Source organism: Kitasatospora sp. NPDC093550 (assembly GCF_044764985.1).
GTDB lineage: Bacteria > Actinomycetota > Actinomycetes > Streptomycetales > Streptomycetaceae > Kitasatospora.
In genome coordinates this window covers 34,106-57,759 of record NZ_JBIWJF010000006.1, presented here as the reverse complement: position 1 = coordinate 57,759, position 23,654 = coordinate 34,106, and the positions used below count along the sequence as shown (strand labels likewise).

At 74.4% G+C, this 23,654-nt stretch carries 26 protein-coding genes and 5 pseudogenes; 19 read left to right on the top strand and 12 right to left on the bottom strand.

The genetic code is table 11. The annotated features are described in order from the left end of the window. Positions 1–45 precede the first annotated feature (45 nt). The 3 genes and pseudogenes from ACIRD3_RS11000 to ACIRD3_RS10990 form a co-directional block, all read left to right on the top strand. A pseudogene (locus ACIRD3_RS11000) lies at positions 46–1,416 on the top strand (pyridoxal phosphate-dependent decarboxylase family protein); the annotation flags it as partial. Positions 1,417–1,751: 335 nt separating this feature from the next. Further along, positions 1,752–2,426, top strand: coding sequence for a hypothetical protein (locus ACIRD3_RS10995; RefSeq protein ID WP_402214152.1), 675 nt, complete (start codon positions 1,752–1,754; stop codon positions 2,424–2,426). Next, the gene (locus ACIRD3_RS10990; RefSeq protein WP_402214151.1) at positions 2,423–3,106 is read left to right on the top strand and encodes a DUF6875 domain-containing protein; all 684 of its coding nucleotides are present in this window, start codon (positions 2,423–2,425) and stop codon (positions 3,104–3,106) included. Before ACIRD3_RS10995 ends, ACIRD3_RS10990 begins: the two co-directional genes overlap by 4 nt. Before the next feature lie 95 nt (positions 3,107–3,201). Here ACIRD3_RS10990 and ACIRD3_RS10985 read toward each other — a convergent pair. Both ACIRD3_RS10985 and ACIRD3_RS10980 read right to left on the bottom strand, forming a co-directional pair. Continuing rightward, a pseudogene (locus ACIRD3_RS10985) lies at positions 3,202–3,369 on the bottom strand (IS200/IS605 family transposase); the annotation flags it as partial. Between the two features lies 1 nt (position 3,370). Next, positions 3,371–3,679: pseudogene (locus ACIRD3_RS10980) on the bottom strand (transposase); the annotation flags it as partial. Positions 3,680–4,060: 381 nt separating this feature from the next. Here ACIRD3_RS10980 and ACIRD3_RS10975 point away from each other — a divergent pair. Together ACIRD3_RS10975 and ACIRD3_RS10970 are read left to right on the top strand one after the other, a co-directional pair. Beyond that, positions 4,061–4,329, top strand: a pseudogene (locus ACIRD3_RS10975) (zinc ribbon domain-containing protein); the annotation flags it as partial. After that, positions 4,314–4,619, top strand: coding sequence for a ribosome-inactivating family protein (locus tag ACIRD3_RS10970; protein ID WP_402214149.1), 306 nt, complete (start codon positions 4,314–4,316; stop codon positions 4,617–4,619). The pseudogene ACIRD3_RS10975 and the gene ACIRD3_RS10970, both read left to right, overlap by 16 nt. Before the next feature lie 32 nt (positions 4,620–4,651). Here the strand turns inward: ACIRD3_RS10970 and ACIRD3_RS10965 are convergent, their stop codons facing one another. Next, positions 4,652–5,788, bottom strand: a complete 1,137-nt coding sequence (locus tag ACIRD3_RS10965) for a helix-turn-helix transcriptional regulator (RefSeq protein ID WP_402214147.1) — start codon at positions 5,786–5,788, stop codon at positions 4,652–4,654. Between the two features lie 107 nt (positions 5,789–5,895). Between ACIRD3_RS10965 and ACIRD3_RS10960 the strand changes: the two genes are divergently transcribed. After that, complete coding sequence (locus ACIRD3_RS10960; protein WP_402214145.1) at positions 5,896–6,294, top strand: VOC family protein; 399 nt, start codon at positions 5,896–5,898, stop codon at positions 6,292–6,294. 106 nt (positions 6,295–6,400) lie between these two features. Here ACIRD3_RS10960 and ACIRD3_RS10955 read toward each other — a convergent pair whose 3' ends face one another. Beyond that, on the bottom strand, positions 6,401–6,856 hold the full coding sequence (locus tag ACIRD3_RS10955; protein ID WP_402214737.1) for an NUDIX domain-containing protein: 456 nt from the start codon (positions 6,854–6,856) through the stop codon (positions 6,401–6,403). On the opposite strand from ACIRD3_RS10955, the pseudogene ACIRD3_RS10950 reads away from it, so the two are divergent. After that, positions 6,740–7,024 (top strand): annotated as a pseudogene (locus ACIRD3_RS10950) (NUDIX domain-containing protein); the annotation flags it as partial. The gene ACIRD3_RS10955 and the pseudogene ACIRD3_RS10950 overlap by 117 nt on opposite strands. Here ACIRD3_RS10950 and ACIRD3_RS10945 read toward each other — a convergent pair. Both ACIRD3_RS10945 and ACIRD3_RS10940 read right to left on the bottom strand, forming a co-directional pair. Beyond that, positions 6,983–7,231 (bottom strand): hypothetical protein, encoded by a 249-nt coding sequence (locus ACIRD3_RS10945; RefSeq protein ID WP_402214759.1) that lies wholly within the window; start codon positions 7,229–7,231, stop codon positions 6,983–6,985. The pseudogene ACIRD3_RS10950 and the gene ACIRD3_RS10945 sit on opposite strands and share 42 nt — an antisense overlap. Continuing rightward, positions 7,228–7,437 (bottom strand): hypothetical protein, encoded by a 210-nt coding sequence (locus tag ACIRD3_RS10940; protein ID WP_402214757.1) that lies wholly within the window; start codon positions 7,435–7,437, stop codon positions 7,228–7,230. Before ACIRD3_RS10940 ends, ACIRD3_RS10945 begins: the two co-directional genes overlap by 4 nt. A gap of 115 nt (positions 7,438–7,552) precedes the next feature. Between ACIRD3_RS10940 and ACIRD3_RS10935 the strand changes: the two genes are divergently transcribed. The 12 genes from ACIRD3_RS10935 (at position 7,553) to dmpI (ending at position 19,287) form a co-directional block, all read left to right on the top strand. Beyond that, complete coding sequence (locus tag ACIRD3_RS10935) at positions 7,553–8,392, top strand: helix-turn-helix transcriptional regulator (RefSeq protein WP_402214143.1); 840 nt, start codon at positions 7,553–7,555, stop codon at positions 8,390–8,392. Then, entirely contained in the window at positions 8,389–8,601 is a 213-nt protein-coding gene (locus ACIRD3_RS10930; RefSeq protein WP_402214141.1) for a DUF397 domain-containing protein, read from the top strand. The genes ACIRD3_RS10935 and ACIRD3_RS10930 overlap by 4 nt, the downstream gene beginning before the upstream one ends. Before the next feature lie 79 nt (positions 8,602–8,680). After that, on the top strand, positions 8,681–8,884 hold the full coding sequence (locus ACIRD3_RS10925; protein ID WP_402214140.1) for a DUF397 domain-containing protein: 204 nt from the start codon (positions 8,681–8,683) through the stop codon (positions 8,882–8,884). A 182-nt stretch (positions 8,885–9,066) separates the two neighbouring features. Further along, positions 9,067–9,270 (top strand): DUF397 domain-containing protein, encoded by a 204-nt coding sequence (locus ACIRD3_RS10920; RefSeq protein WP_402214139.1) that lies wholly within the window; start codon positions 9,067–9,069, stop codon positions 9,268–9,270. Between the two features lie 168 nt (positions 9,271–9,438). Then, positions 9,439–10,902, top strand: a complete 1,464-nt coding sequence (locus tag ACIRD3_RS10915; RefSeq protein WP_402214137.1) for a pyridoxal phosphate-dependent decarboxylase family protein — start codon at positions 9,439–9,441, stop codon at positions 10,900–10,902. Between the two features lie 1,067 nt (positions 10,903–11,969). After that, positions 11,970–12,689, top strand: a complete 720-nt coding sequence (locus tag ACIRD3_RS10910; RefSeq protein WP_402214135.1) for a hypothetical protein — start codon at positions 11,970–11,972, stop codon at positions 12,687–12,689. 387 nt (positions 12,690–13,076) lie between these two features. Beyond that, on the top strand, positions 13,077–14,174 hold the full coding sequence (locus ACIRD3_RS10905) for a type III polyketide synthase (protein WP_402214133.1): 1,098 nt from the start codon (positions 13,077–13,079) through the stop codon (positions 14,172–14,174). A 39-nt stretch (positions 14,175–14,213) separates the two neighbouring features. Then, a complete protein-coding gene (locus tag ACIRD3_RS10900; protein ID WP_402214131.1) occupies positions 14,214–15,419 on the top strand; it encodes a cytochrome P450 in 1,206 nt (401 codons plus the stop codon). After that, on the top strand, positions 15,413–16,015 hold the full coding sequence (locus ACIRD3_RS10895) for a cupin domain-containing protein (protein ID WP_402214129.1): 603 nt from the start codon (positions 15,413–15,415) through the stop codon (positions 16,013–16,015). The genes ACIRD3_RS10900 and ACIRD3_RS10895 overlap by 7 nt, the downstream gene beginning before the upstream one ends. Next, on the top strand, positions 16,012–17,244 hold the full coding sequence (locus ACIRD3_RS10890) for a cytochrome P450 (RefSeq protein WP_402214127.1): 1,233 nt from the start codon (positions 16,012–16,014) through the stop codon (positions 17,242–17,244). The genes ACIRD3_RS10895 and ACIRD3_RS10890 overlap by 4 nt, the downstream gene beginning before the upstream one ends. An 820-nt stretch (positions 17,245–18,064) precedes the next feature. Continuing rightward, the gene (locus ACIRD3_RS10885; protein WP_402214125.1) at positions 18,065–18,970 is read left to right on the top strand and encodes a LysR family transcriptional regulator; all 906 of its coding nucleotides are present in this window, start codon (positions 18,065–18,067) and stop codon (positions 18,968–18,970) included. Between the two features lie 134 nt (positions 18,971–19,104). Then, positions 19,105–19,287, top strand: a complete 183-nt coding sequence (gene dmpI / locus ACIRD3_RS10880) for a 4-oxalocrotonate tautomerase DmpI (protein WP_402214123.1) — start codon at positions 19,105–19,107, stop codon at positions 19,285–19,287. A 76-nt stretch (positions 19,288–19,363) separates the two neighbouring features. Here dmpI and ACIRD3_RS10875 read toward each other — a convergent pair whose 3' ends face one another. The 6 genes from ACIRD3_RS10875 to ACIRD3_RS10850 all read right to left on the bottom strand — a co-directional run bounded on the left by ACIRD3_RS10875 (position 19,364) and on the right by ACIRD3_RS10850 (position 23,623). Then, positions 19,364–19,732, bottom strand: coding sequence for a hypothetical protein (locus tag ACIRD3_RS10875; RefSeq protein WP_402214735.1), 369 nt, complete (start codon positions 19,730–19,732; stop codon positions 19,364–19,366). A gap of 5 nt (positions 19,733–19,737) precedes the next feature. Further along, the gene (locus ACIRD3_RS10870) at positions 19,738–19,995 is read right to left on the bottom strand and encodes a hypothetical protein (RefSeq protein WP_402214121.1); all 258 of its coding nucleotides are present in this window, start codon (positions 19,993–19,995) and stop codon (positions 19,738–19,740) included. Between the two features lie 109 nt (positions 19,996–20,104). Next, the gene (locus tag ACIRD3_RS10865) at positions 20,105–21,010 is read right to left on the bottom strand and encodes an alpha/beta hydrolase (RefSeq protein ID WP_402214119.1); all 906 of its coding nucleotides are present in this window, start codon (positions 21,008–21,010) and stop codon (positions 20,105–20,107) included. After that, a complete protein-coding gene (locus ACIRD3_RS10860; RefSeq protein ID WP_402214117.1) occupies positions 21,007–21,765 on the bottom strand; it encodes an indole-3-glycerol-phosphate synthase in 759 nt (252 codons plus the stop codon). Before ACIRD3_RS10860 ends, ACIRD3_RS10865 begins: the two co-directional genes overlap by 4 nt. Beyond that, complete coding sequence (locus tag ACIRD3_RS10855) at positions 21,762–22,481, bottom strand: N-(5'-phosphoribosyl)anthranilate isomerase (RefSeq protein ID WP_402214115.1); 720 nt, start codon at positions 22,479–22,481, stop codon at positions 21,762–21,764. Before ACIRD3_RS10855 ends, ACIRD3_RS10860 begins: the two co-directional genes overlap by 4 nt. Further along, positions 22,478–23,623: an acyl-CoA dehydrogenase family protein gene (locus ACIRD3_RS10850; RefSeq protein ID WP_402214113.1), complete on the bottom strand. Its 1,146-nt coding sequence runs from the start codon at positions 23,621–23,623 to the stop codon at positions 22,478–22,480. The genes ACIRD3_RS10855 and ACIRD3_RS10850 overlap by 4 nt, the downstream gene beginning before the upstream one ends. Between the last annotated feature and the right edge of the window lie 31 nt (positions 23,624–23,654).

The following is a 23,654-nucleotide window of genomic DNA, read 5'->3' as shown; positions in this document are numbered from 1 at the left end:
GCGCTCTCGCGGAGGACTCGAAGGACTCGAAGGGAAGGGCCGCGCGTGGACCTGGGGTACTGGCTGCCGAGGGCGGCCGAGGTGGCCGAGCGGTGGGGGGAGCGGTTCGGGCCCTTCGCCGCGCACCCCTCGCACCTGGTGGACGACGCGGACTTCGCCGCCGCGTTCGAGCGCTTCGCCAAGCGCCTGGAGCACAACTACCCGTTCTTCCACCCGCGGTACGCCGGGCAGATGGTCAAGCCCCCGCACCCGGCGGCGATCGTCGGGTACCTGACGGCGATGCGGTTCAACCCCAACAACCACGCCTACGAGGGCGGGCCCGCCACCAACGACATGGAACGCGAGTGCGTGGCCCAGCTGGCCGCCATGTTCGCCCTGCCCGCGCACGTGGGCCACCTGACCAGCAGCGGCACCATCGCCAACCTGGAGGCGCTGTACGTGGCGCGCCAGAGCCACCCGGGCCGGGGCGTGGCCTACAGCGCGCAGGCGCACTACACCCACAGCCGGATGTGCCACGTGCTGGGCGTCGAGGGCCACGCGGTGGCGGCCGACGCCGAGGGCCGCATGGACAGCGGGGCGCTGGAGGAGCTGCTGCGCACCGGGCGCATCGGCACCGTCGTCGTCACCTGCGGCACCACCGGGCCCGGCGCGGTGGACCCGGTGCACGAGGTGCTGCCGCTGGCCCGCCGCTACGGGGCGCGGGTGCACGTGGACGCCGCCTACGGCGGGTTCTTCGCGCTGCCGGCCGCCGACGACGCCCTGGCCGCCGAGCTGGGCATCGACGTACGGCCGTGGCGGGCGGTGGCGGGCTGCGACTCGGTGACCGTCGACCCGCACAAGCACGGCCTGCAGCCCTACGGCTGCGGCGCGGTGCTGTTCGCCGACCCCGACATCGGCCGGCACTTCGCCCACGACTCCCCGTACACCTACTTCACCGACGCCGAACTGCACCTGGGCGAGATCAGCCTGGAGTGCTCGCGCGCCGGCGCCTCGGCCGCCGCCCTGTGGCTGACCCTGCAGCTGCTGCCGCTCACCCCCGAGGGCCTGGGCGCGGGTCTCGCCGCGAGCCGGCGCGCCGCCCTGGCCTGGGCCGACATGATCGACGAAAGCGAGGAACTGACGCTGAGCCAGCGCCCGCAGCTGGACATCGTCACCTACTTCCCGACCCCGCGCGCCGGGGCGCGGACGCTGTCCGCCGTCGACGCCGCCAGCGAGCGCGTGCTGCGCCGCGGCATGACCGACGAGCGGGACCCGGTGTACCTGAGCGTGCTGCGGGTGGACGCCGCCGGCTTCACCCGCCGCCACCCGCACCTGGCCGCGGACGCCGACGGGGCGCGGGTGCTGCGCAGCGTGCTGATCAAGCCGGAGGCGCAGGCGTGGCTGCCGCGTCTGCACGCGCGCGTCGCCGCGCTGGCGGCCGAGGCGAGCGCGCCGCCGGCGGCGGCGGCCGAAGCGGCTTTCGCGGCAGTGCCGTTCACCGAGCCTTCGTCCACCGCGCCTTCGTCCACGGGGCTTTCGCCCACCGCGCCTTCGTTCACCGCGCCTTCGTCCACCGCGCCTTCGTTCACCGTGCCGCCCGCACCGCTCACCGCACCTTCGTTCACCGCGCCTTCGTTCACCGTGCCGCCCGCACCGGCCGCACCGCTCACCGCACCCTCGCTCACCGCACCGCCCGCACCGCCGCTGTCACCCGTACCGCAGTTCGCCGAAACCGCCCCCTCGTCCGTCCCCTCGCCCGAGGAGAGTGCCCGTTGACCACCGTCACCGCCCTGCCAGCCGCCGCGCCCCGCGCCGTGCGCACCGCCGTGCGCCGGGCCCGCCCCGACGAGGCGCCGGCCCTGGCCCGGCTGCTCGCCGACGCCTTCGCCGACGACGCGCTGATGCTGTGGGCCTTCCCCGACCCCGACCACCGCGCGCGGGTGCTGCCCGCCTTCTTCCGCGTCCACCTGGAGCAGTGCCTGGCCCACCAGGGCGTCATGGTCGCCCACGAGGACACCGCGTACGGGCGGCTGCTGGGCGCGATGCTGTTCCTGCCGCCGGGCGTGTGGGAGGACCCGGGCCACGCCGACGGCGCCGCCACCCGCGCCCTGACCGAGGCCATCGACGCCGGGCGCCACGGCGAGTCCGCCCGCCGCCTGGCCGCCATCACCCACCTGCAGCAGCGCCGCCACCCGCGCCACCGCCCCCACTTCTACCTCGCGTTCATCGGGGTGCGCCCCGACGCCCGCTCCGCCGGCGTCGCCGAGGCCATGTTCAGCGCCGTCCTCGCCGAGGTCGACACCGCCGGCCAGGCCGCCTACGCCGAGACCAGCTCCCCGGGCGGCGCCCGCCTCGTCGCGGGCCACGGCTTCACCCGCTTCGGCGACCCGATCGCGCTGCCCGGCGGCGGACCCCGCCTGGCCCCGGTGTGGCGGGGTCCCCGGTGACCGCCCCCACCGCCCCCGCCCCCGTCACCGCCACCGGCGCCCTGCGGCTGTTCAGCGCCGAACGCATCGACGCCGGTGAGGCCGCCGCCCACCCCGAGGCCGTGGAGATCCTCGCCTGGGCCCGCCGCTTCCTCACCACCGCCCACCCCGACCTCGGCCGCAGCGGCCCGGTCTGCCCCTACACCCAGCCCTCGCTGCGCCGCGGCCTGTTCCACATCGCGGTCGCCACCGGCGACGGCGACGGCGGCGGCGACCTGCCCGCCCTGGTCGTCGAACTGCGCGCCCGCTACGACGCCCTGCTCGCCGAGCTGACCGAGGAGTCGGACCGCGAGCTGCTCACCGTCCTGCTGGTGCTGCCCGACCTGGACCCGGCCGACTCCACCGCCCTGGACGAGGCGCAGCGCAAGGCCAAGGACGAGTTCGTCGAACAGGGCCTGATGATCGGCCAGTTCCACCCGGTGTGCGAGGAGCCGGGCCTGTGGAACCGCTCGTTCCGTCCGCTGCGCGCCCCGGTGCCGCTGCTGGCGGTGCGCAAGCTGCTGGTGTTCGACCTGCCGTTCCTCACCGGTGACGAGACCCACCTGAACCACTACCTGGCCCGTTTCGCGCCCGAGGTCCCGGCCCGCATCCGCGACCAGCTGGTCACCAGCGTGCGCGCGCACCAGCGGTCCGCCGCCTGACCCCCTCCCCCACGCGCGCGCGGAGCCCGGTCGGCGCCCGGCTCCGCGCGCGCCCCCCTGTCGTGGCCCGGCATGCGTCCGGGGACGACGTTGCAGCCGTTGAACTGCTTCAACTCGGCCTCGACCTCCTCGCACCGCTTGAGCATGGCGTCGTCCAGGACTCCGCACCGGTACTCGGTGACGAATACCAAGCGGACGCGCAGGTGGTCGACGACGTGGCGACCGGTTCGTACATCGGGATTCGGGTTCCAGCGCGGTGACATGCCGGCCGGCGGCGACCAGGCGTTCGGCCAGGTCCCGCAGCTGTGCGGCGGTGACCGCGGCGAGGTCGTCGTCGGGCCGAAGCCACGGCGAGACGTCCACCGCCAACACCGGCCGGCCGTCGGCGGCGCGGGGCAGCGGCAGGCCCACCAGCTCGGCCCGCAGCCGCTCGACGTCCAGGCGGCCCCGGTTCAGCGCGCCGTACCGGGCTCCGTGCCCGCGCCGGTGCTCGGGCGCCAGCGCCAGCGCCAGGCCGACCAAGGTCTTCACCGGGCCGTCCGTGCACAGCACCGCGTCGGCGAGCTCGAACAGCGCCCGGACGAGTGGTCGCGGTGCCCACGTGTTCGGAGCTGGAGGTTGGGCCTGACGGGGCCTCAGGCGATCAACGTCCCGCCGCCCGTCGTGACCGCTCGATTCGAGCGAGGGAACCGATGCCAACGACGGTGAGTGCAACGACCCCGAGTTGCGTGACCGTGTCTTCCCAGAGCAGGTTGATCATCCACTGAACTATGCCGTGCGTTTCATCCACGGGAGTGATCGTATGCAGAGCCTGAGCGCGTTCTTGCTGGTGAGGGGCAGATCGCGGCAACGATCTGGTGTCAGTCGAACGCAGTGGCCGTGCCACCGCCTCAGGTGCGCCGGATCGGTGATCGCCAGGCTCGCCTGTTCGAACCTGGGCGTCAAATCGCAGGCTCAACCAGGATCGTCCGCGAGAACCAAGCGGTCGCCGTTGAGGATCTGGCAGTCCAGGGGATCGCCCGCACTCGTCTGGCGAAGCCGGTGCACGACGCGGGATGGTCGCAGTTCGCGGCCATGGCTGGAGTACAAGGCCGCCCGGTCCGGGCGCGCCTTCCACAAGGTAGGCCGCTTCGAGCCCGCCTCTCAGGTCTGCTCCGCATGCGGTGTCAAGGACGGCCCCCAACCCCCTCGACGTCCGCGAACGGACATGCGCGGCGTGCGGGGTGGGCGGGCCCTGCTGGTGGCGATCCAGGTGTTCTCCGAGGCCTCGCGCTTCGCCCCGGCCTTCGACGACATCCGCAGCGACATCCGCGACCGGACGCACAACCCGCTGGGCGGCGCCAACGCCGACCTGGAGAACCAGTGGGGGCGGATCTCGGACTTCGCGAACCCGGTGGGCGTGCGGGGCGAGCGCCGGCAGATCACGGTCCTGGGCCACATCGTGTGGACGCTGACCGAACTGGCGGCCGCCCTCGGGTTCGTCGAGCTCAACGGCTCCCAGTCCCGGCTCTGACGGGCCGCCAGGGCCGCGGGCCGCGGGGCGCGCTACGGACGGTCCCGCGGTTCGGGCGCGGGCGCGGGTGCCGGCGGCGCTGCGGCAGCGCGGGCGGCGAGGCGGTCGGCGAACGCCAGGACGAGGGCGCGCAGTTCGTCGGGGCGCTCGATGACGAACGGGGCGTCGAGCGCGGCGAGGACGGGCGGCAGCCAGTCCAGCCGCTGCGCGCGCAGCCGCACCCGCCACCAGCGCCCGCCCTTCCCCTGCCCGCCGTCCCCGGGGGCGGTGTCCCCGGGGGCGGTCTCTTCGGGCGCGGTGTCCTCGGGTTCGCACTCCTCCAGGGTCGCGACGCTGGCGGGCAGGCGGGCGCGGATGCGCCCGGGCGTGCCGTGGACGCGCAGGACCACCTCGTGGCGGTACTCGGCCGCGGCGAAACGCGCCAGCAGGCGCTCGGCCGGATCCGCCGCCTCCCCGGGCGGCGCCTCGAAGGAGCCGGGCAGGGCCCTGGCGTCGGCGATCCGGTCGAGCCGGAAGGTCCGCTCCTGCCCGCAGCCGGCGTCCCGGCCGGTGACGTACCAGCGGCCCGCGTGCGCGACGATCCCGTCCGGGTGCAGGGTGCGCTCGCTGCGCCGCTGCTCGCGGTCGGTGTAGCGCAGGTGGACGGGCCGCCGGTGGCGCACCGCGTCGGCGAGGGTGAGCAGCACGGCCGCGTCCGGCGCCCCGGACCCGCCCGGCCCGCCGGGTTCGCCGGACTCGTGGGGCGCTCCGGGTTCGCCGGGTTCGCCGGGTTCGGGGGTGAAGGCGAGGGCGTCCAGGAGGGCGTCGAGGCGGCGGGCCAGGTGCGGGGGCAGGACCCGCCGGATCTTCGCCGAGGCCGTCTCGGCCGCCGTGCGCTGCGCCGGGGCGAGGCCGGTGCGGCGCCCGGCGGCCAGGCCGAGCAGCACGGCCAGCGCCTCGTCGTCGCCGAGCATCAGCGGGGGCAGGCGGTAGGTGGGGGCGAGGCGGTAGCCGCCGTAGCGGCCGCGCACCGATTCCACCGGCACGTCCAGGTCGAGGAGCTGGCCGACGTAGCGGCGCACGGTGCGCCCGTCGACGCCGAGCCGGTCGGCGAGTTCGGCGACCGTGCGGGTGCCGCCGCCCTGCAGCAGTTCCAGCAGGGTCAGCACGCGGGCGGCGGGTCGGGGCACGTCGGCAAGCCTACGGCGGATACCGGACCGGTTCTGTCCCCTATTGCTCCTAGCCTGCGAAGTGCGCCCCTTCCGGCGCGCCCTTCCCTTCGACTCAGGAGCTTTCCGTGGAGTTCGTCTCGATCCGCATCATCACCGGCGACGTCGCGCGTCTGGTCGCCTTCTACGAGCGGGCCACCGGGGCCCGCGCGGCGTGGGCCACCGAGGACTTCGCCGAGCTCCGGACCGCCGGCGCGACCCTGGCGATCGCCGGCACCCGCACCGTGCCGCTGTTCGCCCCGGGCTCGGCCCGTGCGGCGGACAACCACTCCGTGATCACCGAGTTCCTCGTCGACGACGTGGACCGCGTGCACCGGGACCTGGCCGGCGTGGTGCCCGAGTTCGTCGCCGGGCCCACCACGATGCCCTGGGGCAACCGCTCCCTGCTGCTGCGCGACCCCGACGGCAACCTGGTCAACTTCTTCACTCCCGTCACGGAGGCGGCCATCGCCAAGTTCGCCCGCTGAGCCGCCGACCCGCACCAGGCCTCCGGTGAGCGGCCGGTGCGCGCGGGCGCCGATGTGCGGACCTGCGCGCCGGGCTCGGTCGTGGTCACGCCCGCCCGTTGGGATCTCAGTGGGAGTTGTCTGCCGGAGGGCCGAGGGGCGGCGTGCGCTGGCCGTGCAGGAGGATCGGCAGGGTGCGGCCGGCCAGGGCTTCGAGGACGCGGGCGGCCTGGGCGGGGGACATCACGTTCGGGATCTCGCGCTCGGGGACGAAGCGGGCGCCGAGCAGGCCGCTCACCTTCTGCGGCGGGACGGTGAGGCGGGTCTCGTCGCGGACCGTGCCGGCGTGGAAGACCAGGTTGAGGCGCTCCAGGTAGCGGTCGGCGGGGGTGAAGTCGACGGCCGAGTAGGCGGTCATCGGCAGGTGCAGACCGGTGCTCGCGTGCAGGTGGCGGGCGGCCGCGAGGTGCGGGGGCTCGTTGGGCTTGGCGGCGCCGCCGGGCAGGAGCAGCCCGTCCATGTAGTCCGGGTCCACGAGCAGGACGTCCCCGCGCCGGTTGCGGACGAGGGCGAGACAGCCCAGCCGGCACACCGGCGGCTTCGCGAGGAGACGGGGATCGCGCATGGGGGCAGGGTTCACTTTCTGAGAGCGAGGAAGAGGACGACGGCGAAACAGGCCCACCACAAGAGCCGGGCCAGCGCGTGGAGTTCAGTCGTCATGCGTGAGGCGCTCGTACCGCAGACCCTTGCACAGCAGGTCGACGATCCGCAGGAGATCGAGGGGGCGGGCCGAGCCGAGGTCGATCAGGTAGTTGCCCGTGATCCGCCCGTACTCCCAATCGACCTCAAGGGAGGGCAACTTGGCACCACCGAGCGTGAGGACGGTGATCAGGTCGTCCAGGACGGCGGCCGCCTGCCGACGCTGCTCGGCGGTCGCCCGCGAGAGAGCCGAGGTCATCGCACCTGCTCCCCCGGCCGCGGGTGCACCTCGAAGAGGCGCCAGGCCGTGTACGCATCCGAGAAGAAGGTGAACGAGGCCAACTCACCCGTCGCGTCGGTGCACAGCCACTCCCCCGTGATCTCGTTACGCACCCGGTAGCGCTGGACGTCCGGGTCGAACCGAACCCCGTACCCGTGGGAACGGGGAACCTGGTCTTGGGCCATGGGGGAAACCCTCCGCGATCGATGTTTCACGTTCTGTGCTCATGGTGGCCCGGCATCCCCTAGCATCGGAAGCGAAATTGGACTTGTCTTCCAGGGCATCCACGTTGGAGCACCCATGGTGAACATCAAGGAAATTGATCCGGAGTCAAGCCGTTGGGGGCCCTTCGGGGTACTGCTCCGCAGGTCACGCCTGGCGCGGGGCCTCACCCAGGGCCAGCTCGCGAAGCGCATCGGATGCCACCCCTCCACGGTCTCCGTCGCTGAAACTGCCACGAAGCAGGTGTCGAGACGATTCGCTGAGAAGGCCGATGAAGTCCTCGGCACCAACGGCTCCCTGACGCTGATGTGGCTGCAGGCCTCCAACAGCGCCGGCCTCGCCGAGGGGTTCGCCGAGTTCACCAAGCACGAGTCCCAGGCCACGGAGATAAGGCTGTTTGAAATCGGCGCCATTCCTGGCTTGCTCCAGACCCGGGCCTATGCCGAGGCGGAGTTGGCCGGTGCCGTGGATCTGGGCGAGGTCACCAGCGATCAGGCCGAGGAACGTCTCGACTTCCGGATGACGAGGCAGAAGTTCCTGGAACGCACGCCGCCGCCCCTCGTCTTCGTCGCCCTCGACGAGAGCGCCCTGCGGTGGCAACTCGGCGGTCCCCGCGTCATGGTGGAGCAGCTCCAGCGGCTCGAAGACCTGGCCGAGTCGCTGCCGAACATCCTGATCCAGGTCGTCCCCTTCACCATGGGCGTCCACCGGTCGTTCCGCTCAGCCGTCACATTGCTGACCATCGGAGACAACACCCAGCTCGGATACACCGAGACACTGCACCGGGGCTTCCTCGAACGCGATCGAGCCACTGTCGTGGCGTGGCGTAGGAGATACGATCGTCTCCAGGTAGACGCACCGACCAGGGCCGACTCCCTGGCCGTGATCAGAAGCATCCGGAAGGAACTGGCACCATGAGCTCCAGCCTCGATCTGTCCTCTGCCCGCTGGGTCAAGTCCTCCCACAGCACCGACGGGGGTCAGTGCGTCGAGGTCGCTCCCGGTTTCCCGAACCTCACGCCCGTCCGCGACTCCAAGGACCCCGCCGGCCCAGCCCTCGTCTTCTCCTCCTCCGCCTGGCAGTCCTTCGTCACCGCCGTCCGCACCGGCGAGTTCGACGCCCAGTAGGCCTACTTCGCACCGGAGTGGGAAGTCGTCCCCATCGACTTCCCACTCCGTTCGCATATCCCCAACCAGGAGGACCGCCATGGACCCCGCCCACCTCACCACCTGGCGCAAGAGCACCCACAGCGGTGGCGGCGGCCAGTGCGTCGAAGTCGCCGACGGCGTCCCCGGCCTCATCCCCGTCCGCGACTCCAAAGACCCCGACGGCCCCGCCCTCCTCTTCCCCTCCGCCGCCTGGCAGTCCTTCGTCACCGCCGTCCGCACCGGCGAGTTCGACGCCCGCTGACCCCGCTCCACCGCGCCGTCACCCCTCATCCCGGGGCGACGGCGCAAACGACCTCTCGGATGCCCGGCCTGCTGCCCTCGTCACCCCGCTTGGGGCGGCGGCATCCGCACCCACCCGCCCGCACAGGAAGTCGGCCCCGCCGACTTCCCACTCCACCCACCCGATCAGGAGGGACCTCCGCGATGGACACCAACTCCCCCACCACCTGGCGCAAGAGCACCCACAGTGGGCAAGGCGGCGAGTGCGTCGAAGTCGCCGACGGCGTCCCCGGCCTCATCCCCGTCCGCGACTCCAAAGACCCCGACGGCCCCGCCCTCCTCTTCCCCTCCACCGCCTGGCAGTCCTTCGTCACCGCCGTCCGCACCGGCGAGTTCGACACCCGCTGACACCGCTCCACCGCGCCGTCACCCCGTGACGGCGGCCCGTGGTGCTCGTTAAGACCACGGCCCTGGTGCGCCGACCCGGGCCTTCTGCCGAGGAAAGGCCCGCACGCCGCCGTGAACCGCTTCGCGCCCCACCACACCCCGGTCCGTTCCGGCGAACGTCCGCCGTCAGTGGGCGAGACGCCTCCGGCGGCGCATCCGAAGGTGCTGCGGGACGAGCTGATCGCGGCGGCGGAGTGGGTCGGCGAGTACCTGGACCGGCTTGCGGACGCCCCGGTGAGCCGTCCGATGCCCGCCGAGCTGCGCGCCCGCCTGCGTGCCGGCTCGCTCGACCGGTCCGGGGGCGAGCTGAGCCGGATCCTGGACTTCGTGCGCGAGGAGATCGCCCCCTTCCCCACCGGCAACGGACACCCGGCGTTCTTCGCCTGGGTCAACTCTCCGCCCGCCCCGGCCGGCCTGATCGCCGAACTCCTCGCAGCCGCCGTCAACGCGACCTGCGGCATGGGCGACAACGCCCTCATGGACCTGGAACGCGGCACCGTGCGCACCCTCGCCGACCTCGCGGGACTGCCCGCCACCAGCGGAGGCGTCCTCACCAGTGGCGGCTCCATGGCCAACCTGCTCGCCCTGGCCACCGCCCGCACCTGGTTCCTCACCCGGCGCGGCTCCGCGGACGGCCCCGCCTACGACCGCGACCACGCCCGCCTGACCCTCTACTACAACGCCCAGGCCCACATGTCCGTCGCCAAGGCCGCGGCCTGCATCGGCATCCCCGCCCACCGCCTGCGCCCCGTCCCCGGCGACGCGCAGCACCGCCTGGACCCCGCCGCCCTACGCGCGGCCGTGACCGCGGACCAGGCCGCCGGGCTCCTGCCGTTCTGCACCGTCACCACGCTGGGCACCACCGCCACCGGCGCCGTCGACCCCCTCGAACCCGTCACCGCCCTGTGCCGGAGCACCGGGATGTGGCACCACGCCGACGGAGCCTGGGGCGGACTGGGCGCCGTGGTGCCCGCCCTGGCCCACCTCTACCGGGGCGTCGCCGCGCTGGACTCGATGACCGTGGACCCGCACAAGACCCTCAGCGTGCCGGTCGGCTGCGGTGCACTCCTGGTCACCGACCCCGAGCACCTGCACACCGCCTTCGCCCACCGCGCCTCCTACCTGACCCCGGGCGAACCCGACACCCTCCCCTGGCTCTCCCACGCCACCATCGAACTCACCCGCCCCGGCACCCGCGCCCTCGCCCTGTGGGCCACCCTGCACCACCTCGGACGCGACGGCGTCACCGCCCTGCTCCAGCACTACCTGACCCTCGCCGAGCGCCTGCGCGAGAAGATCACCGCCAGCCCCCGCCTGGAACTCGTGGCCGGCGGCCCCTGGCCCGTCGCCTGCTTCCGCCTCACCGGTACCGTCGCACCGGACGCCGACGCCCTCCACACCCGCGTCGCCCGCCGCGTCCAGACCGCCGGACGCGCCTACCTCGCCACCGTCACCGTCCACGACCGCACCGTCCTGCGCGCCTGCCTGTGCAACTACACCACCGGCGAGAGCGAGCTCGACCTGCTCCTTGGGGAGGTCCTCCGGGCCGCCGACTCCGACCGCGCGGCGCCCACCCGCCGCGGGGACGCGTGACCACCCGTCGGCAACGCCGGCCCGCCCCGTTCGACCGGGCGGTGCCGTCGCAACCGGGAACCTCTGCCGCCGGAAACCCGTGAACCAAGGGTCCACGTCGGAAGGGTCCACGTCGGAAGGAGCCCTGGCCCGCTCCGGCACACCGCCCGCGAAGCAGCCGCCCCCCTTTCGCGCTTGCCGCCCCGTGCCGCTCAGGAAGTCGGCTCCGCCGACGTCCCACTCCCCCGCCCGGGGCCTTGCCGCGCCGCCCCCGGCCCGCAGGCGGGCGGCGGCCTCCTGCCGTGGCAGCGGGCCGTGTGCGAGGCGCAGGTCCCGCAGGTGGCGGGTGGCGGCGCCGGCCGGCGGGCCCGCCGGCAGGGCGGGCAGGTCCGTGATCGCCCTGCCGTCCAGGGCCGCCGGGAGGCCCTGGAGCCTCCTGCCGCGCTCGAACCGCTCGGCGGCCCGCTCCTGCCTCCGCCGCTCCTCGTGCCACGCGTCCCGGGCGGCCGCCAGCCGGCCCCCGGTGTCCTGCCCCCAGCCCAGTCCCACCGCCAGGAACAGGTCGTGGCGCTGCGCGTGATCGCCGCCGTCCGGGACGGCGCCGAGCAGCGCGAGCGCGGCGTTGAGCGGCCACCCGTGCCCCGGGCCGGTGGTGAGGTCCCGGGTGCGCACCGGCCCCCGCCCCGCCGCACGGACGCGGCCCGCCACGCGCCGCCCGCGTGGAAGTCCGCCTCCACGGGGGCGAGCGGAACGCCCCGGGACCAGTCGGCCAGCGCCCGCTCCAGCGCCGGCGCAGCGGGGCGGCGGCGGTCTGCGGGGTGACGCCGGTGCGGCTCCTGAGCAGGCCGAAGTCCCCGAGGACGGTGTTGAGTTCGTACGGCACCCCGTGGGGTGGCGGCCGGGGGTGTCGGCCTCGCCGGCGTCCCGTTCCCGTCCGTACGAGGAGGACCGCCCGGGAGCTCCGCCGGGGTCCCTCTGGCGCCGCTGAACGATCTCTGACACCATCTCAGCCGACGTGAACGAACGTGCACCTACCGTTCACGCAGCCTGCACAATTCCCGAGTCGCCGAGACGATCTGAGGCCTGCCATGAAGACCTTACGGACCCACACCTCGCACCTGGTGACGGTCGTGCTGCTGCTCCTGGGCATGATGACCGCCGCGAGCGCGCAGGCGCAGGCGGCCCCGCAGCGGGCCACCGGCAGCACCACGATCTGCTCCTTCTCCCCCATACCCGCCGGGTGGGTCGTCACCAGCTCGTACAGCAGCTGGGGCTGTCCCGGCTCCGGCGTCTCGTACACGATCACCGACACCGCCGGGCAGACCAACCTCACCATCTGCTCCTTCTCCCCCAAGCCGGCCGGGTGGGTGGTGACCAGCTCGTACACCACGAGCAACTGCGCGGGCAGCGGCGTCGCCTACGGCTTCCACAACGTGGCCAACGACCTCAACGTCGGCGCGTGCTCGATGACCCCGATCCCGGCGGGCTGGATCATCACCAGCTCGTACAGCAGCAGCAACTGCGCGGGCACCGGCGTCGCCTACAGCCTGCACAACACCGTCAACGACACCAGCGCCGGCGCCTGCTCGATGACCCCGGTGCCCGCCGGATGGGTCGTCACCAGCTCGTACAGCAGCGGCAACTGCGCGGGCACCGGCGTCGCCTACACCCTCGTCAAGATCACCACGCAGACCTCCGCCGTGGTCTGCTCCTTCTCCCCGCTGCCCGCCGGCTGGGTGGTCAGCAGCTACTACCCCAGCAGCAACTGCTACGGCAGCGGCGTCGCCTACTCCATCCGCAAGGCCTGACGCCGCCCGGCTCACCGGACGGCGGGAACGGCGGGGCCGCCCGGCCGCCCGGGAGCGCGTCAGCCCTCCCGGCCCGGGCGGCCCCGCCGAGCGCGTCCTCGCGGCCCGGCCGCAACCGGGGCGATGAGCGGCGAGAGCGGGTTCGGCCCGGGCCTCCCGGCCGGCGCGGAGGCGGGCGCGGCGGTGCCCGGCGTGGTGGGGCGGCTCACCGGGCGGGCCCGCACCGACGGCGTCCACGGCGCGGCCCGCACCGCACCGCACCGCACCGCGCCGCCGGCGCGGGACCGACGGACACCGGTCAACCGGCATCGCCGCGATGACACCTTCGAGTTGGATTCATCCGGATCATCCCCGTTCCGCGCCGGACAGGAACGATCATCGGGACCCGTGCCTACCTTATGCCGACCGGCGGTCGACGTGCCCGAGCACGTGATCACGCTGCAGCAGACCCTCGACCTCACCCGGTCCGTCCATGCCGACCACCCCCAACTCCCCCTCGCCCTACGCCTGATCGAGAACACCGGCGTCCGCACCCGCCATCTCGTCCAACCGATCGACGAGACGCTGCGCCACCGCGGGTTCGAGGCCCGCAACCGGCGCTACGAGGCGGAGGCGAAGGAGCGGGTGCCACCGGTGGTCCACCGGGCCCTGGCCCACGCCGGCCTGACGGCCCGGGACATCGACCTGATCGTCTACGTGTCCTGCACCGGCTTCATGATGCCCTCCATGACCGCCTGGATGATCAACACCCTGGGATTCCGCTCCGACACCCGGCAGCTGCCGATCGCCCAACTCGGCTGCGCCGCCGGCGGTGCGGCGATCAACCGGGCCCACGACTTCTGCACCGCCTACCCCGGCGCCAACGCGCTGATCGTCGCCTGCGAGTTCTGCTCGCTCTGCTACCAGCCGACCGACCTGTCCGTGGGCACCCTGCTGTCCAACGGACTGTTCGGCGACGCGGTGGCGGCCACCGTCGTCCGCGGCCACGGGGGCACCGGCATCCGGCTGGAGCGCAACGGTTCCCACCTGGTGCCCGACACCGAGGACTGGATCGCCTACAGCGTCCGCTCCACCGGCTTCCACTTCCTCCTGGACCGGCGCGTCCCGGGCACCATGGAGCCGCTCGCACCGGTCCTGACCGAGCTGGCCGGCCGGCACCGCTGGGACGCCTCGGCGCTGGACTTCTACATCGTCCACGCCGGCGGCCCGCGCATCCTGGACGACCTGGGCACCTACCTCGGCGTCCCACCGCAGGCCTTCCGCTTCAGCCGGGCCACCCTCACCGAGTACGGGAACATCGCCAGCGCCGTCGTACTGGACGCGCTCGGCCGGCTGTTCGACGAGGGCGGGGCCCCGGAAGGTGCCAAGGGCCTGATCGCCGGCTTCGGCCCCGGCATCACCGCCGAGATCGCCCTCGGCCGGTGGACCACCCAGCGCGTGCGCGACCGGCCGGTGGCCGCCGCCGCGCTCGACCTCGCGCGCTGAGCCGCCCCACCGCCGCCTCCCCGACCCCGGAAGACCCCGATGACCGTCGTCCCCCCGCCCCCCGTCCACTTCTGGGCCCCGCCCGACCTGCCCGGCCTCACCTTCGACCCGATGCTCGCCCGCCTGCTGCACGAGGAACCGGTCTCCCGGATCCGCCTGCCCAACGGCGAGGGCCACGCCTGGCTGGTGACCCGCCACGAGGACGTCAAGTTCGTCTCCGTCGACCCCCGGTTCAGCCGGCAGGCCGTCGTCGGCCGACCGGTGACCAGGCTGGCCCCGCACTTCATCCCGCTCGACGGCGCGGTCGGGTTCGCCGACCCGCCGGACCACACCCGGATGCGGCGGGTGGTCGCCAAGGCGTTCACCGCCCGCAGCATGCGCCGACTGCACGACCGGGCGCAGGACCTGGTCGAGGGCCTGCTCGACACCCTCGAACGGCACGGGCCGCCGGCCGACCTGGTGGCCCACCTCCACCGCCCGTTCCCCCTGGCCATGGTCAGCGAGCTGATGGGCGTGCCGGCCGAGGACCGGGACGAGATGGCCGCCTGGTCGGAGACCGTCATCTCCGCCGCCCACGGCCGCGAGGCCAGCGAACGCGCCAAGGCCGAACTGGCCGCGTACTTCACCGCCCTGCTCGCCCGCCGCCGCACCGACCCCCGCGAGGACCTCACCAGCGTGCTGGCCGAGGCCACCGACGCCGGCGTGCTCGCCGAGCACGAGGCCGTCGCACTCGCCGGGCTGGTCCAGATCAGCGGCGCCCACGCCGTGCGCAACAACAGCGCCAACATGGTCTACGCCCTGCTGACCCGGCCCGCCCACCTGGCCCGGCTGCGCGCCGAACCGGCCCTCCTCCCGCAGGCCGTCGAGGAGTTGCTGCGCTACATCCCGCACCGCAACGCCGTCGGCCTGTCCCGGATCGCCCTGGAGGACGTCGAGGTCGGCGGCGTGCTGATCCCCGCGGGCGAGGCGGTGTACGTGTCGTACCTGACCGCCAACCGGGATCCGCAGGTCTTCGCCGACCCCGAGGAGCTGGACTTCGACCGCACCGACAACCCGCACCTCGCCTTCGGCCACGGCCCGCACTACTGCCCGGGCGCGGCGCTCGCCCGGATGGAGTCCGAGATCATCCTCGGCTCGCTGTGGCGCCGCTTCCCGCGGCTGCGGCTGGCCGTACCCGAGGAGCAGCTGCGCTGGCAGCGCGGCGCGCTGATCCGCGGGCCCGAAGCCCTGCCGGTCGCATGGTGACCGCGCACCGGTCCGCGCGGGAGCAGGCCCCGGGCCGGCCGTACCGGGCCGAGGGCCTGGTGGTCCCGCCCGGTGGCGGACGCACCATCGAAACCGCCGCCCAGCAGGTCACCTTCAAGGTCACCGGGGCGCACTCGCGCACCGCGTCCACGTTCGAGGTCGTGGTGCCGCCGGGGTTCGACGTCGGCGCCCACACCCACCGCCACAGCGAGGAGTTGTTCTACGTGCTCGAGGGCGAGCTCGACGTGCTCGCCTTCGAGCCGAAGCTGCGCACCCGCGACGACTGGCACGGCTGGGAGTCGCACACCGGGCAGCGCCCGGTGCGGGCCACCGCCGGCACCCTGATCCTGGTGCCGGCCGGCTGCCCGCACGCCTTCGCCAACCCCACCGGGCGCCCGGCCCGGATGCTGTTCCAGGCCGCGCCGCCACCCGGTCACGAACGCTACTTCGAGGAACTGCTGGAACTGCTCGACGCCGACGGCGGGATCGACCGGCACACCGTGGCCGAGCTGCGCCGCCGCTACGGGATCGAGCAGCTCACTCCCCTGCGGCACACGCCGCCGGCCGCCGGCCGCGGGACGGGGGACGCCCGATGACGCCGAGCCGTGCGCACGGGCCCGCGCCGGCGACGGCCGGCGCGGGCGTCCACGACTGGCCGGTGGACCACCTGGACGCCCTGGAGTTCGACCCGCTGCTGCACCGGCTGCTGCGCGAGGAGCCGGCCGCGAGGATCCGGCTGCGGTTCGGCGAGGGCCACGCCTGGCTGCTGACCGGGTACGAGGACGTCAAGGCGGTCACCGCCGACCCGCGGTTCAGCCGGGCGCTGACCGTCGACCGTCCGGTGACCAGCATGACCCCGCACCGCCTGGCCCCGGCCGGCGGCATCGGACGCACCGACCCGCCCGACCACACCCGGCTGCGCCGGCTCGTCGCCCAGGCCTTCCACCGCAAGCGCGTGGCCGAACTGCGGATCGGGGCGCAGGCGAGCGCCGACCGGCTGGTGGGCGCGATGGTGCGCCAGGGACCGCCCGCCGAGCTGACCGGGAGCCTGACCGGCCCGCTGCCGGAACGGGTCGTCGGCACGCTGCTGGGCCTGCCGCCGGCCGATCTGCCCCGGCTGCAGCAGTGGCGCGCCGTGATCCTCTCCAGCAGCCGTTCCCCGGACGAGGGCAACGCGGTCAAGGCCGAGATCGCCCGGTACTTCGGGGAGTTGGCCGACCACCGGCTGCGCCACCGGGGCGACGACCTGTTCAGCGAACTGGTCGCCGCCCACGCGGACGGCGCGCTGAGCCGCCCGGAGCTGGTCTCGCTGTCGGTGATGGTCGTGCTCAACGCCCTGGACCAGGTCCGCAACCAGACCTCGACCATGGTCTACACGCTGCTCACCCACCCCGGGCAGCTGGAGCGGCTGCGGGCCGAACCGGCCCTGCTGCCGGCCGCCGTCGAGGAGCTGCTGCGGTTCATCCCGCAGCGCAACGGTGTCGGCCTGCCCCGGATCGCCACCGAGGACGTCGCCGTCGCCGGCGCCCTGATCCGGGCCGGCGAGGCGGTGTACGTCTCGTACCTCGCCGCCAACCGGGATCCGCGCGTCTTCACCGACCCGGACCGCCTCGACCTCACCCGCGACGAGGCACCGCACCTGGCCTTCGGACACGGCGCGCACTACTGCGTCGGGGCGGCGCTCACCCGGATGCAGGCGCAGGTCGTTCTCGGCACCCTGCTGCGGGAGTTGCCGGGCCTGCGGCTCGCCGTGCCGCCGGAGCGGGTGAGCTGGCACCGCGGCACCGTCAACCGAGGGCCCGAGACCCTGCCGGTGACCTGGTGAGAGCCGTCCTCGGCAGGTGACCGGCCCGGCCGGCGGGCGGGGCGGTCACGGCACCGGGCGAGGACGGGTCCGGGCTCGACGCACGGCTCGCCGACCGGGCCCGCCTGGCCGGCGCAGCGGCGGCGCCGGCCAGGCGGGCCCGGTCGACGGCGGTCGGCCTGCCCCCGCGCGGCGGGGGCAGCCGGTCGCCGGGCGCTGTCCGGGGTCTTCCTCGCCGGGTACACCCCCCTGCTTCGTCCAGCTGGAGGCCCGGCTGGAGGGTGGAGCGGCCCGCCCTCCTGCGGACCGTGCGGCGCGAGACCGGGAGCGGCTGCCGGGTCCGGGTCGCCGTGGAGAGCGTCGCCGAACCCGCCGACGCCGCGGGCGGGCAGGCGCGCTTCAGCGCCCCGCGGGACGGCCCCCCGCCACCTCGGGCTGTCCGCTTCGAGGGGCACACCCTCACCCCACCCGGCCCGCGCCGCCGGTCACGACGCGCCACTGCCGCGCCCGCGGCGCAGCGAGGAGGGCGGCGTGTTCGACCGCTTCGCCGAGCTCGGCGAGGAACCCGGGTCCCGGGGCGGCGGCATCCGTACCGGCCCGGACCGCGCACGGGCAGTGGGCCCCGCCGACGTCTCCCTCCACCCGGCCGAAGCAGGGGCCCTGCCCTGCCCGGGGGCTCCCGTGACCCCGAGGGGGCCGGCCCTGTTCTTCCCTCGCCCTCACCCGCCCCACGGCACCTGGCGGTGCCGGCGGCCCGTGGGCTGTCCGGCGCGGGCGTCGGCGCGGGCTGCGCCGTCCGGGGCTGCGACGATGGGCTTTTCACCGGAGGAGGGGGGCCTGCATGGAGCTGAGGCAGCTGCGCTGCTTCGTCGCCGTCGCCGAGGAGCTGCACTTCGGGCGGGCGGCCGAGCGGCTGCTGCTGGGGCAGCCCGCGGTGAGCCAGCAGGTGCGGCGTCTGGAGCGGGAGTTGAAGGTCGAGCTGTTCGACCGCTCGCCGCGGCACGTGCGGCTGACCGCGGCCGGGCAGCGATTCCTGCCGGCCGCCCGGGACGTGTTGGCGGCCGAGGACGCGGCGCGCGCGCTGGCCGCCGGTCTGGCCGCGCCCGGCGTGCTGCGGCTGGGCACCGTCACCGGGCTCGGCGAGCGCCTGGAGGTGATCCTGGACGCCTACGAGCGCGGGGCCCCGGGCGTGCGGGTGGAGCTGCACGCCGTCCCGGTGCGCGAGCGCCTGGCCCGGCTGGCCGACGGCCGCCTGGACGCCGCGTTCGTCCGCGGCGCCGCCCCCGAGGGCGCGGACGGCGGCGGGGGGCTGCGGTTCCTGCCGGTGTGGCAGGAGGAGCTGGTGATCGCGCTGCCGGCCCGGCACGCCCTGGCCGAGCGGGCCGAGGTCGATCTCGCGGACCTCGCCGCGCTGCCGCTGCGGATGACCGAGCGCCGCAACCACCCGGCGCTGGTGGACCTGGTCGCCGCCGCCTGCGCGCGGGCCGGTTTCACCCCCGTCGCCGGGCCGCCGCACGGCACCCTGCAGGACACCCTGGCCTCGATCGGCACCGGAGAGCCGATGTGGACGGTGGTGTACGGCGCGAACGCGCGGATGACCAATGCCCGCCGGATCGCCTTCCGGCCGTGCCGCACGCCGCTGGCGCTGGCGACCTGGCTGGCGGTGCGGCGCGGCGCGCCGCCGCCCCGGCTGCTGCTGCAGGCCTGCCGCCGGGGCGCCGCGGCCGCCGGCGATCACGATTCGTGATCGCTGCCGGTGCGGATCGGGTCTGGGTGCGGGGGCCCGGATCGGGTGGACTGGTCGCAGGCCGGGGAACCACCCGGCCCGGGGATCGCCGGGACCGCCGGGATCACCGCAGGACCACCGGTCAGGAGCCGAGCATGCCGATCGTCACCATCCAGCAGGGCCCGCGCGAGGCGGGGCAGAAGCGCGCGCTGGTCGAGAAGGTCACCGGGGCCTTCGTCGAGGCGCTGGGGGTTCCGGCCGAGAGCGTGTCGGTGTGGATCCAGGAGTACCCGGCCGAGAACTGGGGCACGGCCGGCAAGCTCACCGCCGACCGGTAGCCCCACCCCGCGAGCAAGGCCCCGCCGCCCGGCCACTGCGGGCGCCGGGGCCTTCCCGCGTGCGGGGCCGTGGTGCTCAGGGACCGAGTTCCAGGATGCGTACCGGCTCGCCCTTCCAGCGCAGGGGGTCCGCGGTCGCGACGAACGCCCCGTCAGGACGCTCGGGCGTGGGGGCCGCCGCGTGGCGGACGTGAGCCTGCGCCCAGGTGGAGTCGGAGGCCACGGCGAGAGCGGCGGCGAGGTCCAGGTCCAGCACGGTGACGGCCGGCAGGGCGGCCAGGTGCTCGGCCGTCCCGGGACGCTCGCGGTCCGCTTCCACCAGGGCGCAGGCCGGCGCGTGGAGATACCAGCCCTGCTCGGCGTGTGCGCGGTGGATGAGGCGGGAGGCGAGGAGGTTGCCGCGGCCCGCCGCGACCATCGCGGTGGCGTCCAGGACGACGTGCAGAGCGTTCACCGCCCGGCCGCCTCGGACAGGCGGCGGTCCAGTTCGGCGTCCAGTGCGGCGGTGTGGGCGGCGTCGGGGTCGTAACCGTTCCACCCCTTCAGCAGGCGACGGGCCTGCTCCGCCCGTTCGGCCCGTTCGTCCGGTGTCAGCAGGTCCTCGGCCAGGCGAGAGAGGTAGGCCCGCAGGGACAGGTGCTCACCGGCGGCGATCTCGGCCAGGCGGTCGCGCGCCTCGGCGGGAATGCGGATGTTCGCGTCGGCCATGTCGGCTCCTTCCGTTCATCCACAGCATACGGGTACGTACCCGTACCCGTCCGGGTTTCCGCCGTCTCCGGGGCCCGGAGGGGGCGGGTGGCCCCGGAGGCGGCGGGGGTCAGACGGCGGCGAGCACCGATGCCCCGGTGGTGGCCGGGGTGGGGGCGGGGCGGGTGCGGCAGTCGTCGGTGAAGGCGAGGGCGCGCAGGTGGTAGGGGCGGGCGGCGTGGCCCAGGGAGAGGTTGTGGCCGGCGCCGTGGGCGGTGACGAGGTGGGCCAGGCCCGGGGGGAAGGCGGCGGTCAGGGCGGCGCGGTGGGGGGCGTCCAGGCGCCACCAGTGCTCGTGTTCGGCGATGGTCAGGCGCACCGGGACGCGGACGCGGGCGGCGAGGGCGGTGTAGCGGGCGGGCCAGGTGGCCAGTTCGCGGGATTCGAGGGCGGGGACGGGGGTGAGCAGGGTGCGGGCGGCGTGGAAGGTGCCGGGCGGGTAGAGGCCGAGGGGGCCCCAGTTGAGGCGGCCGCCGCCGGCGAGGTCGTCGGGGCGGTCCCAGGCGCCGGGGGCGTAGTGCTGGGCGAGGCCGTTGATGTCGGCGCCGAGCAGGGGCAGGCGGGGGTCGGCGGGCCAGTGGGCGGCGAGGTGGAGGGCGATCTTGCCGCCGAAGGAGTGGGCGAGGAGCTGGACGCCGGCGCCGGTGGGGTGGGCGCGGGCGTAGTCGGTGAGGGCGGCGTGGAGGGTGGCGGCCTGGTCGGCGATGAGCTGGCCGTGGGGCAGGCGGTGGGCGGAGGCGCCGTGGCCGGGGCGGTCGACGGCCAGGACGGTGTAGCCGAGGTCGGCGGCGAGGGTGAGCAGGCTGGTGTCGGGGTGGGCGGGGCCGGCGAAGTAGGCGGCGCGCATGCCGCGGCCGTGGATGGCCAGCAGGACGGCTTTGGGTTCGCCGTGTTCGGGTTCGGCGACGAGGGCGGAGAGGGGGATGCCGGCGGCGTCCAGGACCAGGGAGCGGGTGCGCAGCGGGTCGGTGGTCATGCGGCGGCTCCGGTGCGGGCGGTGTCGAGGGCGGCGAGCCAGCCGGTGAGGTCGGTGGTGCGCATGAGGGCGGTGCCGACGAGGAGTGCGGCGTAGCCGGCGTCCAGGAGGCGGGCGGCGGTGTGGGGGTCGGTGATGGCGGAGGCGGAGACGGGGGCGCGGCAGCCGGTGGCGCGGACGGCGGGCAGCAGGCGCAGGCTGCGTTCGAGGTCGCCCCGGTCGCGTTCGCGGGTGCGGATGTCTTTGTTGTTGACGGCGATGACGCAGTTCTCGGGGTGGGGCAGGTGGTCGAGTTCGCGTTCGTCGGTGATTTCGACGAAGGGGGTGAGGGCGAGGTCGTGGGCGCAGGTGACCAGGCGTTTGAGGGAGGTGGCGGGGAGCAGGGCGGCGGTGAGCAGGACGGCGGAGGCGCCCATGGCGCGGGCTGCTTCGAGCTGGGCGGGGCGGGTGAGGAAGTCTTTTTGGAGGACGGGCAGGGTGGTGGCGGCGGTGACGTCGCGCAGCAGGCGGGTGGTGCCGCCGAACCAGCGGCCGGTGACGACGGACAGGCAGGGGGCGCCGGCGTGTTCGTAGCGGGTGACGAGGTCGGTGACGGTGCGTTCGCCGATCAGGTCGTTGCCGTGGGGGTCGCGGAGTTTGACTTCCATGACCAGGGGGCGGCGGGCGGCGAGGAGGGCGTCGACGAAGCCGCCGGGTGCGCGGGTGTCGGCGGGCGCGGCGGCGGGCACGTCGGCGGCGGGGGTGGGGGTGCTCATAGGGCGGCCTCCTGCAGGCGCGGGTGCCAGGCGCGGGTGAGGGCGGTGACGGCGTCGCGGGTGAGGCGGCCGGTGCGGTCGCGGGCGGCGGTGTCGATGTCGGCGCCGGCGTACAGGGGGTGGTCGGTGACGGTGCGGTAGGTGTCGCGGTTGGCGGTGTTGAGGCCGCCGGCGAGGAGGAAGGGGGTGCGCAGGCGTGGCAGGAGGGCGTGGACGTGGGCGGGGTCCAGGCTCTGGCCGGTGGAGCCGACGCGGCCGTCGTCGGTGACGGTGTCCAGGAGGAACAGGTCGGTGCCGGCGCGTTCGAAGGCGGGGGTGAAGGCGCGTTCGAGGCAGCGTCCGCGGGAGAGGTGGAGGACTTTGACGAGGACGGCGTAGGGCAGGCGGGTGCGCAGGTCGGCGACGAGGGCGGGGCTCTGGTAGGCGTGGAGCTGGATCCAGCGGATGCCGGTGGCGCGGGCGAGGCGGGCGAGGTGTTCGGCGTCGTCGAGGAAGGTGACGAGGACGGGTTCCAGGCCCAGGCGGATGGCGGTGGCGGCGAGGTCGGCGAGGTGGGCGGCGTCGAGGTCGGCGGGGCCGCCGGGCACGCCGTGCCACAGGCCGACCAGGGTGGGGCCGGTGTCGGCGAGCAGGGCGAGGTCGGCGCGGGTGCGGGCGCCGCAGACTTTGAGGTGGCCGGGGCGCACGGGGGCGGGGGCGAGGGCGGGGGCGGTCATTTGCCCAGTCCCAGCATGGCGGCGATGCGGTTGTACTGGATCTCGTTGCTGCCGGAGTAGATGGTGCCGGCGACGGCGTTGCGGACGTCCTTCTCCAGTCCGTATTCGGACATGTAGCCGTTGCCGCCGAAGACCTGGACGGCGGCCAGGGAGGTGGCGAGGTTGGATTCGCTGGTGAGGAGTTTGGCGATGGCCATGTCGACGGTGACGTTGTCGCCGGCTTCGAGGCGCTGGGCGGTGTCGTAGAGCCACTTGCGGGCGGTTTCGAGGCGGATCTTGGTGTCGACGATCTTGTTGGCGACGGACTGGTAGGAGCCGATGGGCTTGCCGAAGGACATGCGGGTCTTGGCGTAGTCCAGGCAGCGGGCCAGGCGGTGCTGCATCTCGCCGGTGTTGACGATGAAGGAGTAGAGGATCTCGCGTTTCATGACGTGGTCGAGGACCATGAAGCCGCCGCCGACGCGGCCCAGGACGCGGTCCTTGGGGACGCGGACGCCGTCGAGGAAGAGTTCGGACAGCGGGGAGGTGCGCAGGCCCATCTTCTTGATGGGGTTGCCGCAGGTCAGGCCGGGCATGTCGGCGTCCAGGAGGAAGGCGGTGACGCCGAGGGCGCCGCCCTGGGGGTGGGTGCGGGCGTAGACGACGATGACGTCGGCGACGGGGCCGTTGGAGACGAAGGTCTTGGCGCCGGTGAGGATGAAGTCGTCGCCGTCGCGCACGGCGCGGGTGCGCATCTGCATGGCGTCGGAGCCGCTGTCGGTCTCGGTGATGGCGTGGGCGCCGATGGCGTCGCCGGAGGCGATGCGCGGCAGGTAGGCCTCTTTGAGGGCGGGTGAGCCGAAGGCCTGCAGGGGGACGCCGGTGGAGGCGATGGAGGTGGTGACGGAGAAGTTGAGGCCGCCGTCGCGGCAGGTCTGTCCGAGGCCTTCGAGGACGTACATGGTGGTGAGCAGGGACTGGCCCAGGCCGCCGTAGCGTTCGTCGAAGGGCAGGGAGAGGATGCCGGTCTTCTGGATCAGGCGCCACTTGTCGTGGGAGAAGGCGGCCTGTTCGTCGCCTTCGATGTGGCCGGCGCTCAGGTCGTCGCCGAAGCGGGCCAGGCCCTCGCGCAGGGCCTTCTGGTCGGCGTTCCAGCGGATCACGGTGTTGCCGCCTTCCTCCCGGGGCCCGCCG